The sequence below is a fragment of the Flavobacterium algoris genome (genome assembly GCF_048158525.1).
GTDB lineage: Bacteria > Bacteroidota > Bacteroidia > Flavobacteriales > Flavobacteriaceae > Flavobacterium > Flavobacterium algoris.
The window spans coordinates 189,063-203,565 of record NZ_JBLNKT010000004.1 but is presented as its reverse complement, the minus strand read 5'-3'; the positions used below and the strand labels follow the sequence as shown (position 1 = coordinate 203,565).

The following is a 14,503-nucleotide window of genomic DNA, read 5'->3' as shown; positions in this document are numbered from 1 at the left end:
ATCCTGAACAGTAATTTTTTGAACACAGGTGGAGAAATTGCCTGCACAGTCGGTTGCTTTCCAAGTACGGGTAATAATACCCAATCCACAAGCATCTAATGTGCCAGAGTCAGTGTAGCCAACTTTTGGGTTCGCATCACAATTGTCTGTAGCCGTTGCTGTACCAGAATCGCCTTGTTTACAATTAAAGACCGCATCTACAGGGCAAGTGATTATTGGTTTGACAATATCCTGAACCGTAATTTTTTGAACACAGGTTGAACTATTGCCGCAATCATCAGTAGCTTTCCAGGTTCGGGTGATAACACCCAATCCGCAAGCATCTAGTGTACCTGAATCGGTGAAGCTTACAGCTGGTACTTTTGTACAATTATCTGTAGCCGTAGCTTTACCTGAATCGCCTTGTTTGCAAGCAAATACAGCATCTGCAGGACAAGTGATTACTGGAGGTGTTTTATCTGTACACAAATTCACTTGAAAAGGTGCTCCGGGAAAATCTTTTAATTCTGATTGACCGGAAGAACCAGAAGTTCTCGTTCTCACAAATAAGGTACTAATTACAAAACAAGGATCACTCCCTCCAAAAATTTTAGTTATATTGACAGCCCCTTCTGCCCATTGATTTGGAGCATACGCCCACAAATTAGGATTGGTGGAAATAGGAGCTTGATTATAAATAGGATAAGGCACTATAGTTTGTACTGTATTATTAGTACCATAAACAGTCCCAGCAGCAGGGGTAATTGGATCACTATAAGCAGTTCCAAGCCATTTTCTAACAACCACATTTGCGGCTACTCCACCTTGAGTAAACTCAATGGTTATTAAAAGATCTCCTACTGTACGACCACTAGGAGTACCCGCCGCAGAGGTAAATACTCCAAAAGCAAACCCTTTTGCGTCAGTTCCTGTCGTTGTCAGGGTTAACGATTTTTGAAGAATTTCAAAATCGATATAGCTGCTTCCATCAGTTACTTGACGGTCAGCAGCGAAAATCAGCCATAAATCATTAGGATCCCCAAATGCACCAGTAACACCATCTCCTCCACGAATAGTACCGTCACCATAAGTAAAATGAGCAATTGCATTTTGAATTTCATTTTTGTTAGGTGAAGAACCTACGCCCCAAGTATAAGAACTTACTGCATCATTGATTTTATTGCTGCTAGTGAAAGTAGTTGGATCACTGGTTGTAATATTATCTCTGAAAAAGGTGGTGTTTGGATAAACATAGAATTGAGGGGGTAATGGCCCGTCCGGATAATTGTAAGGGGGTGGTATAGGTACAAATATCCCTCCTGGATTAGCAGATGCATTTGTTTCACCCGCTTGAAATAAAAAGTCTCCCCAAGCTGGATTATCTGCTGGTGGACCCGGAAACTTAACAAATGCATTTCCATCAATAGCAAACCCTCCCTTAGGCGCTATCACTGGCGCTCTCCCTAGAATATTTTGGGCATTTGTGGTGTATGTTGTCATTAAAATTGCTACCAACATAAGTGGTAATACAATTGACTGATGCCAACAACGAAACCATAAATTTGACAGGTAATCAATTAAATTTCTCTCCTTAAATTTAAAAAAACTTAATTTAGAAACGGTGTTTTTCGTTGATAAGCAACAATTTATTTTGCTAGATAAAACATCGAAAAACTTCGAAATGGTATTCTTTTTCATAATAAAAGTATTTTTACATCATAACTTAGACAAAAAAGGAAGTTTACAGACTTAGGGAAAAAAACTTATAGAAAAAAAACACCTTCATAAACACATTTATGAAGTACTCCATCGTCCAAAGGGTTTTTATTGTGGGGAATAATAACTAAACTCTTTATCAACCAGATAGTCGCTTAAAAAAGCAACCTGAAAACTATAATCTAAAACAATTAACATTGAAGTTAATACGATAGGTATCGAACAAAAGTTTTCAGACTCGGGGGAGAAAACTTGCAGAAAAACGAAACATCTTCAGAAAAAATTTAATGAAGTAGTCCATCATCTAAAGGATATTTTATTTTGGGGAAACAAAAAAAACCTTTTATTAACCTGAAAGTTGCTTGGTAAACAACCTAAATCAAATAAATTTTTGTTAAACCAAAGTTAGGTATTGCATCAAAAAAAGGAAAAAAAACAGGCCTAAACAAGACAACATTCTATTATTCCCGACAAAGAACACACTTCACTAAGAAAAGCTTTACGGCAATAAAATATTAATATTAAATTACTCATTAACTAATTGATTCTCAATTAGTTAATAAATTTATTACATAAATTTTGTTAATTAAAAAACACTGTTAAAACCTATAAATCATCCTTGTGATTTAATCACTTTATTGCATTTCTATTGATTTTTTGAAGAAAAATTTGGGCAATTATTGATAATCTTAAAATAGTAGAATCGGTTGCTTTTTTTTTAAGATTTAGGAAACATCACGAGGATTTTAAAGTATTAATTTTCATTTATCAAAAATGTTGGAATGAACTGAAAATGGCCATAAAAAAATCTTCCTTACTGAAAAGTCTTTTTATTTAGACAACACCAATCAAATATCCTCAAAAAGAATTCAACCAGAAAAAAAGCCATCTCAATAGCATTGATATGGCTTTAATTATAATGTAAATATTGGATATAGATTAGTCCATTTTTTTAGGACAATATAATCATTGAAATTCTTATTTAATCTTTTTTTTTATCCATAAGTCACTAATATACAAACACATAAAACACTAGCGTTTTCAACATAAATCGTTTTAGTAAAAGATAAAATAGTACCTAAATCAGAAAAAACAGCTGTGTTACAGCACGTCTCATTGAAGTAATTTAGACTTATAAATTTTAATTATTAATTTAAAAATTAGTGTTATGAAAAAGATTTTAAAATTAAGTGTATTGTTGGTAGTGGCAATGACTAGCATGAGTTCGTATGCAATCGATGGTGATTTTTTACTAAATGTAAAAAAAGGTAAAGGAAATGAAATTAGCTTTTCTCTAAATGAAATCAAAAAAGTTAATGTATCCATCTATGACGATGAGAATAACTTAATCTACACCGAAAATGCAACAGGTGAGAAAGGAATCGCAAGAAGGTATAATTTAGATGCATTTCCTGTTGGAACTTACTATTTGGTTGTGGAAAACAATCTAAAAAAAGTAAGACATGAAATTATTATTTCTGAAGAAAAGTCAATTTTAACAACAAAAGCAATCTCGGAAGTTTACAAACCGGCATTGAAAAATAAAAATGTAGCAAATGATGATTAGTTTGTTACTGAAAAGAATACCCGTATATTATTTTTAAGAGGCTGTATCTTTATAAGAACAGCCTCTTTTTGTGATTAAAATTAGCATCCGCAATTCTTATGCATGCTACATATTCCTTCTATATTGCCCACCAACTTCAAACAAAGCTGAAGTAATTTGTCCCAAAGAACAAACCTTTGTCGCCTCCATTAAGTGTTCGAATAAATTTTCATTTTTAATGGCAGCTTCCTGAAGCGTATTCAAGTGTTCCGTTACTAAATCTTGATTGGACTGGTGCAAATGATGCAACATATCAATTTGGTATTGCTTTTCTTCTTCGGTGGCACGAATTACTTCAGCCGGAATTACCGTTGGAGAGCCTTTGGAACTCAAGAACGTATTCACTCCGATAATTGGGAATTCTCCCGTATGTTTCAAAGTCTCATAATACAAACTTTCTTCCTGAATTTTACTGCGTTGGTACATCGTTTCCATAGCGCCAAGAACACCGCCACGTTCGGTAATTCTGTCGAATTCTTCTAAAACCGCAGCTTCAACTAAATCCGTTAATTCTTCGATAATGAACGAACCTTGAATTGGATTTTCGTTTTTGGCCAATCCTAATTCTTTATTGATAATCAACTGAATTGCCATCGCTCGTCGCACTGATTCTTCTGTTGGCGTTGTAATGGCTTCATCATAAGCATTCGTATGCAACGAATTACAGTTATCATAAATCGCATACAAAGCTTGCAAAGTCGTACGAATATCATTGAAATCAATTTCTTGCGCGTGTAAGGAACGCCCGGAAGTCTGAATGTGGTATTTCAACATTTGAGCACGTTCGTTAGCGCCATATTTATTTTTCATGGCTTTCGCCCAAATTTTACGTGCTACACGACCGATAACGGCATATTCTGGATCAACTCCATTCGAAAAGAAGAAGGATAAGTTGGGTCCAAAATCGTTGATGTTCATACCACGACTTAAATAATATTCTACATAAGTAAATCCATTAGAAAGTGTAAATGCTAATTGTGTGATTGGATTTGCTCCTGCCTCTGCAATATGATACCCCGAAATGGAAACTGAATAAAAGTTCCTGACATTCTTGGTAATGAAATATTCCTGCACGTCACCCATCAAACGCAACGCAAATTCAGTGGAAAAAATACAAGTGTTTTGTGCTTGATCTTCCTTCAGAATATCAGCCTGAACGGTTCCACGAACTTGAGACAACGTTCTTGCTTTAATTTCGTCATACACTTCCAAAGGCAAAACCTGATCTCCGGTTACGCCCAAAAGCATCAACCCTAAACCGTTATTTCCTTGAGGTAAATCACCTTGGTAATGCGGTCTTTCAACTCCTTTTGCTGCATAAATCTTGTTGATTTTTGCTTCAACTTCTTTTTCAAAACCATTTTCTTTGATATAAAACTCACATTGTTGGTCAATCGCAGCATTCATGAAAAATCCTAATAACATAGGTGCCGGTCCATTGATAGTCATACTTACCGAAGTCATCGCATGAACTAAATCGAAACCTGAATATAACTTCTTGGCATCGTCTAAACAGCAAATAGAAACTCCGGCATTCCCGATTTTTCCATAAATATCAGGACGTACATGTGGATCATTTCCATATAAAGTCACACTGTCAAAAGCCGTTGATAATCGTTTTGCCGGCAATCCGGCACTCACATAATGAAAACGTTTGTTGGTTCGTTCCGGTCCGCCTTCTCCAGCAAACATTCGTGACGGATCTTCTCCTTCGCGTTTAAAAGGATACAATCCAGCGGTAAAAGGAAATTCTCCAGGAACATTTTCCTGCAAACACCAACGCAGAATATCGCCCCAAGCCTGGTACTTTGGCAACGCTATTTTCGGAATTTGAGAATGTGAAAGCGACTCCGTATGTGTTGCCATTTTTATTTCTCGGTCCCGAACTTTAAACGTATAAAATGGATTTTTGTATTTGTTTACTTTTTCATTCCAAGTCAAAATGATTTCCCAGTTGTAGGGATCCAAATCCATTTTTACTTTATCAAACTGGTTCAGTAAAAGATTCAAAAAGATTTTGTCCTCAGCTACTCCCGGTTTTTCAGATTCCAAAGCACTTGGTAAAACTGAATCGTCATTAATTCCTGCTTTGTTTATTTCAGGTATTTTCTTGGCTACCGTTTCAATCGTTTTGAAAATTCCATATAATTTCTGTGCTACTTGCTCTTGGCTTACCGCAGTAACATCATATTTTCGGTTACTTTCGGCAATTTCAGACAAATAACGGGTTCTGTGTGGTGGAATAACGAAGATTTTTTCACTCATTTCGCGAGTGATTTGGAACGTCGATTTCAAATCAGAATCGGTTTTCTCATGGATTTTATCCATTATCGCTTTGTAAAGCGTATTCATTCCCGGATCGTTAAACTGCGAAGCAATAGTACCAAAAACAGGAAGTGTATCTAAATTCGCATCCCAAAGATTATGGTTGCGTTGGTATTGTTTTTTCACGTCTCTCAATGCATCAAGAGAACCGCGTTTGTCGAATTTATTTATAGCTACCAAGTCAGCAAAATCAAGCATGTCGATTTTTTCCAATTGGGTTGCAGCACCAAATTCTGGTGTCATTACATATAAGGATACATCAGAATGATCCATAATCTCCGTATCGGATTGCCCGATTCCGGAAGTCTCCAAGATTATAATGTCATATTTGGCTGCTTTTATCACTTGAATCGCATCGGCAACATATTTAGACAAAGCCAAATTTGATTGGCGTGTGGCCAATGAACGCATATAAACTCTAGGACTATTGATGGCATTCATCCGGATTCTATCGCCTAGTAATGCGCCACCAGTTTTTCTTTTGGATGGATCTACAGATATCAATCCGATTGTTTTTTCTGGAAAATCGATTAGAAAACGACGTACTAATTCATCCACTAACGATGATTTTCCTGCTCCACCCGTTCCCGTAATTCCAAGAACCGGAATCGTAGAATTTTCATTTTTTTTATGGATTGCTTCCAAAGTTTGGGCCGCAACATAAGGAAAATTCTCTGCTGATGAAATAATACGGGCAATGGCTTTTGGATTTTTTTCTTCTAAATGATTGATTTCGTCACTTAGTTTATCTCCAATAGCATAATCAGCACGTTGCACTAAATCATTTATCATTCCTTGCAAACCCATAGCGCGTCCGTCATCAGGAGAATAAATTCTGGTGATTCCGTAGGCTTGTAATTCGGCAATTTCTGTAGGCAGAATCACGCCGCCTCCACCACCAAATATTTTAATTTGTCCGGCTCCTTTTTCCTGAAGCAAGTCATACATATATTTGAAATATTCGTTATGACCCCCTTGATATGATGTTATGGCAATAGCATTAGCATCTTCTTGAATCGCTGTATTTACTACTTCTTCCACACTTCTATCGTGACCCAAATGAATAACCTCAACACCGGTAGATTGAATAATTCTACGCATGATGTTAATGGCTGCATCGTGACCATCAAAAAGGGCTGCTGCAGTTACAATTCTTACTTTATTAACAGGGATATACGGTTTTACGAGTTCCATTTTATGAATATGATAATTTAAGAGTGCAATTTACGATTTTATTTTAAAAATTATTTAATCTCGGTCATAGTTATTGATAAATAAGCAAGGATTTTGTCATTTAGCCCTGATGAAAGCGGCATCCCTCGCTTTTTCAGCGAGGATACAGCGGACAGCGGGACGACTGTTCCTTAATAAATCCTAAAGTTTGTGCTCCTAAATAAAATCGTGGCTTTATTTTTGAATAAGTAGTACTTTTGACACAAGTCATAGACCAAATTGATAAAGTAAATTTATAAAAACAATTTAAGATGAAAAAAATTTTAATTTTAGTGGCGGCAGTATCACTTTCCAGTTGTGCCGAAATGCAACAGGTTCTGAACCAATTACCGCAAACGCAAGGAATAGGTGGCGTTGATATAGCAGGAGGATTGAAGGAAGCACTGAATAACGGGATTTCTAAACAAGTAACTAAATTGACCGCGACAGATGGTTTTTATAGAAATGAAGCGGTAAAAATTTTACTTCCGGAAGAATTAAGAAAAGTAGATGCTGGTTTACGAAAAATTGGACTGAGTTCATTGGCTGACGAAGGGTTGAAAGTGTTGAATCGTGCTGCCGAAGATGCGGTTAAGGAAGCGACTCCCATATTTGTTGATGCGGTAAGAAACATGACTTTTATGGATGCTAAATCGATTTTGATGGGAAATGAAAGTTCGGCTACAACTTATTTACAAAATAGCACCTCAACAGCTTTGTACGGAAAATTTAATCCCGTGATAAAAAATTCATTCACTAAAGTGGGTGCCGATAAAGTTTGGTCTAACATTATAACAAAATACAACAGCATTCCATTAGTAAACAAAGTAAATCCTGACTTGACTGATTATGTAACAAATCAAGCAATGAATGGCGTTTTCAAGATGGTTGCCGTTGAAGAAAAAAACATCAGAACAAATTTAAGTTCCAGAACTTCCGTTTTATTACAAAAGGTTTTTGCAATGCAGGACAAGATTTAATTTAATTCCCAGCTATTTTTAAAACATAAAACCGCTAAATCAAACTTTTTTATAAAAAGAAATAAGTTTAGTTTTGAAAAAAACTAAACTTTACTATACAGACTAAAGTCGAAAGAGATATATAAAATGCAAAAAATTACAATCCTTATACATTGCGGAGACCAAAAAGGAATTATCGCCTCTGTTACCAATTATATTGCCTCAATTGATGGTAACATTATCTATCTGGACCAACATGTAGATGCCGATGAAAATGTATTTTTTATGCGTTTGGAATGTGAGTTCAGTGCTAAAAATTGGGATATTGAAGCGATTAAAATTCATTTTCAGGCTAATTTGGCAACTCGTTTTAATATGTCTTGGGAAATGTACACCCAAGAAGAAAAGCCCAAAATGGCTTTGTTTGTTTCTAAATACGACCATTGTTTGTATGATATTTTAGGTCGATACAGCGCTGGTGAATTGCCTCTTGAAATTCCTTTGATCATAAGTAACCATGAAGATTTGAAATCAGTGGCGGAACGTTTTTCTATTCCGTTTCATTATGTTCCTTTCACGAAAGACATTAAAGACGAAGGCGAACAAAAGCAAATTGATTTACTGAAGCAATACAATATTGACTTTATTGTTTTAGCGCGCTACATGCAAATTATCACCCCTAATTTGATTGCGCAGTACAAAAATCTAATTATCAATATTCATCACTCGTTTCTTCCGGCATTTCCTGGAGCGAAGCCCTATCATTCGGCTTTTAAACGAGGTGTGAAAATTATTGGCGCCACCAGTCATTATGTGACCGAAGAATTAGATGAAGGCCCGATTATCGAGCAAGATATTGCCCGAGTTTCACACAGCCATTCCATAGAAGATTTTATTATGAAAGGACGTGATTTGGAACGTATGGTTTTGGCAAGAGCCATAAAATTACATGCTGAGCGAAAAACTATGGTTTACAACAACAAAACGGTTGTATTTTCTTAATATCCTCACCCCAACCCTCTCCAAAGGAGAGGGAGCCGAAACCCCATAAAATTAAATATTTTATTCACATATAAAATGCTCACTTTAGTGAACATTTTACATATCGTTTTTTTAATCTGAAACTTCAATTTCCCTCGTTTTTCCATTATTGTCAAATACTACTTTAGTCCAATACGATTTTGCTTTTTTATGCGTTGGGTACCAATCCCGGTTTTCTTCGACAAGAATAAAAAGTCCTGAATCCGTTCCCAAAACAATAAATTTATTCAATTTAGGTTGCTTTGGAAACACCGAAAGATCATACTTTTTACAAATATCATCACTGAGCTGTGAAACATTTTTGGCAACAAAACCTATTTCGCTAACCGATACAATTGACGAACCATCAAATGGTTTCTGCGAAGCATTATCTAAACTGAAACGGCCAATAAATTCTAAAATATTGCCATTATTATCATAAAAATAAAAAGACTTGGCGTTCCAATTATAAAAATCGGCGATTTTTTCTGGTGGAATTACGTCTAGAATTCCTGTTTTCTTTTCTATCCAGGCAAAGGCTTCCTGTAACTTATTATTGGGTATATCGAAGGCAAAATGATATACTGGCTTTAAATTTTCAGAAAGCTTAAAAGTTAGTTTTGTGGAACCCGCTTCAAATGAAATACTCGAATTGTTTTTCGAAATAGTTTTCAACCCAATGACGTTGTTATAAAACAACTCCGTTTCAACGAGAGTATCTGTTAACAAGTCCAGTTCGAGAATATTCATGGTGTTCAAATTGAAACTAATTATCTTTCTAACAAATCAACGTCAACTCCCAATCCTGCAGCAACACCCGCTCCTATCCTACCATCGGTTCTATACCAATGACTCAATTGACGGTTTACAATTTCCTCTTTCATAGCCCCCTCAATACCAGACATATGAGTAATAATATTGTTAATCGTATTTTGCTGTTGCTTCGGAGTCATGATTTTAAATAAATTGCCCGGTTGTGTATAATGGTCATTTTCACCTTCGCAATTTCTATCATACCAATCCGCAAAATCACTAAAAACTTCCAATGGCGGTTCTTTATAAGCTTGATCTATTTCCATAGCATCGAAACTGTTAGGGAAATAATTCGGATAACTTCCTCCATTGCCATCTACTCGCATTTGCCCATCTCGTTGGTAATTATTGGTTGCAAATGGACATCGGTTTACAGGGATTTGCTCATAATTTGTTCCCAAGCGATAGCGTTGTGCGTCAGGATACGACAATAAACGCCCTTGTAACATTTTATCCGGTGAATACCCAATCCCGTCCACAATATGTGCTGGCGCAAATGCCACTTGCTCAATATCCTGAAAGTAATTATGCGGATTTTGGTTTAATTCTAAAACGCCAACATCAATCAACGGAAAATCACCATGAGGCCAAACTTTGGTTAAGTCAAATGGATTCAAATAATAGTCTTGAGAATTGGCCTGCTCTTCGGTCATGACTTGAATTTGTAAATTCCATTGTGGAAAATTTCCTTCATCGATATTTTCAAACAAATCACGCTGCGCAAAATCCATATTATGCGATTTCATTTCCGCTGCTTCCTCATTGGTGAAATTTTTAATTCCTTGTGCAGTTTTGAAGTGGAATTTTACATACACTCTTTCATTAGCCCCACTAATCATCGAATACGTATGACTGCCATACCCATTCATATGACGATACCCAAAAGGAGTTCCTCTATCGGACATGAGTATCAATACCTGATGCAAACTTTCCGGATTCAGCGACCAGTAATCCCACATCATTGTTGGCGATTTCATATTGGTATACGGATCTCGTTTTTGGGTGTGTATAAAATCACCAAATTTTTTGGGATCTTTAACAAAGAAAACGGGTGTATTATTACCCACTAAATCCCAATTCCCGTCTTCGGTGTAAAATTTCATGGCAAAACCTCGTGGATCTCTTTCCGTATCAGCCGACCCTCTTTCACCTCCCACCGTAGAAAATCGAAGCACTAATTTAGTTTCTTTTCCAATTTCAGAAAAGATTTTAGCTTTTGTATATTTAGTAATATCGTGTGTTACGGTAAATGTGCCAAATGCTCCGGAACCTTTTGCATGCACTACTCGCTCCGGAATGCGCTCTCTGTTAAAATGTGCCATTTTTTCATGAAGAATATAATCCTGCAATAATAAAGGTCCTCGTGAACCTACCGATTGAGAATTTTCATTTTCTACATAAGGTCTTCCGGATGCTGTTGTAAGTTTTTCATGTGATTTCATATTAATACGATTTAATAGTTTTCATCAAGCAATAGCAAAACTTAAAAACACAAACAAAAATGATAGCGCCTATAAAACAATATCAAAAAAAACAGTCTGTATTTTTTCAACAAAAGAGAATTAAATTTGAACAAGTAAAAATGGGGTAATTTTAAAGTTGATTCCGGAACAGAACCGCTAACCGGGAATAACACAATAAAGTTAAAAAACTTAACTTATATACAACAAAGTAATAACAAAATCTTAACAGCAAAACGCTCGCATATGTGTGATCTTTGTAGGGTAATAAACTGGTTATTTATTATTTTGGTTTTGGTTAGTTAAAGAATTGCCTGCATTTATAATGCAGGCATTTTTTTTATTGCGCTGTATTTATAAAAGAAAGGACGGCATCGTTGAATACATTAGGTTGCTCCACATTTACCACATGTCCACATTTTTCTATCACAAAGAGTTTTGAAGATTTATAATGATTCTCCACCACTTTGCGAACCGATGGTAAGAACATATAATCCTCTTCACCCATCACATAAAGCGTAGGAATATTCAATTCGACCTGGCGAAACCATTTAAGAACCGGATTTATTTCGGCAGTGAGTTTAAACCATTTGATAAATTCTTTTTGGTATAATTTTTTAGCCTCGTTTATAAAAAGAACACGAGATTGCTTGTGACTCTTTTTAGGCATGATAACAAAAGCAAAAAATTGATATAAAACCAAATATGGCAATACATACTTAAACATATTCCCCAATCGCATCAATACTTGAGAACGGAAATTCATTTTCAGGATTGCACCGCCAAGAATCATACTTTGAACCCGTTCCGGATACATTTCTGCCAATTGTCTGATCAGAATTGTACCTAATGAAATGCCTACAAAATGTGATTTTTTTATTTTAAGAAAGTCTAGAACTTCCAGAATATCATTGGCCAAAGCCGAAAAAGTATACTTCTGTTTGAAAGCCGTTTTTAAGGTCGGTTTTGATTCCCCGTGACCACGCAAATCCAATAACAACACATTATATTGTTTTTTAAAATCCCGAATTTGTTGGAACCAGATAGAAGAACTTCCGCCCGCACCATGCACAAAAGTTACCCACTGATCGGTGTTTTTATTTTCGTAAATGGTATAATTAATCACGTTCTTATTTTTTGTAAAAATAGAACTTTAATTTTAAATCCCAATCTTAACATATAATAATGCTAATTTAACAATTGTAAAACGTAAATTTGCAAAAAAATTACACCGATGATTGGATTATTGAAAGAGAAAAGTGAAATAGAAAAGCTTAAAAGAGAATATCAACTACTTGCTGAACAAAATTTCGAAACGGAAAAGAACACTTCAAAGCCTACCGTCGCTAAGGAAGAATTAGTTCTGGAAGAATGTGAACTATAATTTTTGATGTATTTTTTTAAAATAGTCAAACGCTTTTAGCAAGCGGCTTCCATACCAAGAAAACATTTCGCCATCTACAAACACCGTTTTTGCATGATGCGTGTACCTTCCTATTTCAAAAGCATCTTCTTCCTTGAAAGGATACGGCTCTGAGGATAGAAAAACCAAATCCGGATCACCTTCTAAGCGCATTTTTTTGAGTTCGATTTCCGGATAACGCCCCGAAATCTCAGGATTTTTATCGTAAATATTCTGAAAATGATTCAGTTTCAGTAATTCATTGATGAAATTATCCGAACCAGCGACCATAAAAGGGTTTTTCCAAATGAAATATGCTGCCTTTTTTACGGGTATATCTTTGACGAAGTTTTTAAAATCGCTCAGGGCAAAAGCCAATTTATCGTTCCATTTCTGGGCTTCGGTTCTGCAATTGAAGAGTTGACCAAAATCGGTAATCATTTGAAAATTATCTTCAATCGTGATGATATTCGTCACCCAAACCGGACAAATTTTACGCAACTCATCTACAATTTCCTGCGTATTTTCCTCTTTATTACAAATGATGATATCCGGTTGCAACAATCTGATTTTCTCAAAATGCACTTTTTTGGTTCCGCCAACAATTTTCTTGGTTGACTTAAAATGGTACGGATGCACACAGAACTTCGTAATCCCAACAATTCGGTCTTCCAAACCTAAATCATACAATAATTCCGTTTGTGAAGGAACTAATGAAATAATGCGCTTGGGCGACGTTTCAAAAGAATGGGAAGTTCCGAGTTGATCAACAAATGTTTTCATAATTCTGTTTAAACCTTAAACATCAAGGCTCTATTTTAATAGTAGCAGCATAAAAAATAAATTTCAAACCATATAAGGAATGTAAGTTCATTTAAGTTGCAAAGTCAATAAATCGGTATTAAACTATAAGCCCTTAACCAGTTGGGTGTAATTATTCAAAACGTCAGTTCGAGTGTTTTTTGTGTAGTAAAACGGAACAAAAAATGTATCGAGAACCGTTTTTAATTCGGTTTGATCTCGCTTAAAATTGCTGCCATTTCCTGTTGCATATTCAACGCTTCGGCTCTTGCTTTTTCAACAAAATCAGTTCCGTTTGAAGCATAAATAATCGCTCTGGAAGAATTGATCAGCAATCCTACATTGGCATTCATACCGTATTTACAAACTTCAGCTAAACTTCCGCCTTGCGCACCCACCCCAGGAACAAGCAAGAAACTATCTGGGACAATTTTACGAATTTCAATAAAATATTCGGCTTTGGTAGCACCAACAACATACATCAGGTTTTCGCTGTTTTTCCACATTTTAGACGTTTCTAACACCTGTTTGTACAATTCTTTTCCATCAACGTTTAAAGTCTGGAAATCGAACGCACCTTCATTGGAAGTCAAAGCCAACATAATCGTATGTTTATTTTCGAAAGCTAAAAAGGGCTCTACCGAATCTTTCCCCATATAAGGAGCAACAGTAACGCTATCAAAGTTTAAATCTTCAAAAAAAGCTTTGGCATACATCGAAGATGTGTTTCCAATATCACCACGTTTTGCATCTGCAATCGTAAAGAGATCCGGATAAGTTGAGTTGATGTAATTAATTGTTTTCTGCAACGATATCCAACCTTTTATTCCGTAGGCTTCATAAAAAGCAGTATTAGGCTTGTAAGCCACTGCTAAATCATGGGTTGCATCAATTATCGCTTTATTGAATTCGAAAATAGGATCTTCCAGTTCCAATAAATGCTGTGGAATTTTATTCAAATCAACATCGAGTCCTACAGCTAGGAATGATTTCTTGATTCTGATTTGGTCAATAAGTTGTTGTGTAGTCATTGTTGTGTGTTTAACCGCAAAGTTCGCAAAGTTTTTCGCAAAGTTCACATGGTGTTAAAAAAAAATGCCAAACTAATTAGATTGGCATTTTTAATTCTTAATATAACTCTCCGCCTAGCAAATCAAAAATTTCATTGTATTTTTTTAAACCATTAAGAAATTAAGAAAATTAAGTTTTC

General features: G+C 35.6%; 10 protein-coding genes and 1 pseudogene. 4 read left to right on the top strand and 7 right to left on the bottom strand.

The window, feature by feature from the left end; translation table 11 throughout:
• Nucleotides 1-1,497: pseudogene (locus ACM55I_RS03775) on the bottom strand (hypothetical protein); the annotation flags it as partial.
• A 1,366-nt stretch (nucleotides 1,498-2,863) separates the two neighbouring features.
• Between ACM55I_RS03775 and ACM55I_RS03770 the strand changes: the two are divergent.
• On the top strand, nucleotides 2,864-3,262 hold the full coding sequence (locus tag ACM55I_RS03770; RefSeq protein ID WP_416837701.1) for a FimB/Mfa2 family fimbrial subunit: 399 nt from the start codon (nucleotides 2,864-2,866) through the stop codon (nucleotides 3,260-3,262).
• A gap of 105 nt (nucleotides 3,263-3,367) precedes the next feature.
• Here ACM55I_RS03770 and ACM55I_RS03765 read toward each other — a convergent pair whose 3' ends face one another.
• Nucleotides 3,368-6,820: a methylmalonyl-CoA mutase family protein gene (locus ACM55I_RS03765; protein WP_416845434.1), complete on the bottom strand. Its 3,453-nt coding sequence runs from the start codon at nucleotides 6,818-6,820 to the stop codon at nucleotides 3,368-3,370.
• A 290-nt stretch (nucleotides 6,821-7,110) separates the two neighbouring features.
• On the opposite strand from ACM55I_RS03765, the gene ACM55I_RS03760 reads away from it, so the two are divergent.
• Nucleotides 7,111-7,818, top strand: a complete 708-nt coding sequence (locus ACM55I_RS03760) for a DUF4197 domain-containing protein (protein ID WP_416845433.1) — start codon at nucleotides 7,111-7,113, stop codon at nucleotides 7,816-7,818.
• Between the two features lie 126 nt (nucleotides 7,819-7,944).
• Entirely contained in the window at nucleotides 7,945-8,799 is an 855-nt protein-coding gene (gene purU / locus ACM55I_RS03755; RefSeq protein ID WP_416845431.1) for a formyltetrahydrofolate deformylase, read from the top strand.
• Nucleotides 8,800-8,910: 111 nt separating this feature from the next.
• On the opposite strand, the gene ACM55I_RS03750 is transcribed toward purU, so the two are convergent.
• The 3 genes from ACM55I_RS03750 to ACM55I_RS03740 form a co-directional block, all read right to left on the bottom strand.
• Complete coding sequence (locus ACM55I_RS03750) at nucleotides 8,911-9,567, bottom strand: VOC family protein (protein WP_416845430.1); 657 nt, start codon at nucleotides 9,565-9,567, stop codon at nucleotides 8,911-8,913.
• Between the two features lie 20 nt (nucleotides 9,568-9,587).
• Complete coding sequence (locus ACM55I_RS03745) at nucleotides 9,588-11,072, bottom strand: catalase (RefSeq protein WP_416845429.1); 1,485 nt, start codon at nucleotides 11,070-11,072, stop codon at nucleotides 9,588-9,590.
• Nucleotides 11,073-11,430: 358 nt separating this feature from the next.
• Nucleotides 11,431-12,216 (bottom strand): alpha/beta fold hydrolase, encoded by a 786-nt coding sequence (locus tag ACM55I_RS03740; protein ID WP_416845428.1) that lies wholly within the window; start codon nucleotides 12,214-12,216, stop codon nucleotides 11,431-11,433.
• A 108-nt stretch (nucleotides 12,217-12,324) separates the two neighbouring features.
• On the opposite strand from ACM55I_RS03740, the gene ACM55I_RS03735 reads away from it, so the two are divergent.
• The gene (locus tag ACM55I_RS03735) at nucleotides 12,325-12,474 is read left to right on the top strand and encodes a hypothetical protein (RefSeq protein ID WP_416845427.1); all 150 of its coding nucleotides are present in this window, start codon (nucleotides 12,325-12,327) and stop codon (nucleotides 12,472-12,474) included.
• On the opposite strand, the gene ACM55I_RS03730 is transcribed toward ACM55I_RS03735, so the two are convergent.
• Nucleotides 12,469-13,275, bottom strand: a complete 807-nt coding sequence (locus ACM55I_RS03730) for an ABC transporter substrate-binding protein (RefSeq protein ID WP_416845426.1) — start codon at nucleotides 13,273-13,275, stop codon at nucleotides 12,469-12,471. The two genes, ACM55I_RS03735 and ACM55I_RS03730, sit on opposite strands and share 6 nt — an antisense overlap.
• 221 nt (nucleotides 13,276-13,496) lie before the next feature.
• On the bottom strand, nucleotides 13,497-14,324 hold the full coding sequence (pyrF, locus tag ACM55I_RS03725) for an orotidine-5'-phosphate decarboxylase (protein ID WP_416845425.1): 828 nt from the start codon (nucleotides 14,322-14,324) through the stop codon (nucleotides 13,497-13,499).
• Between the last annotated feature and the right edge of the window lie 179 nt (nucleotides 14,325-14,503).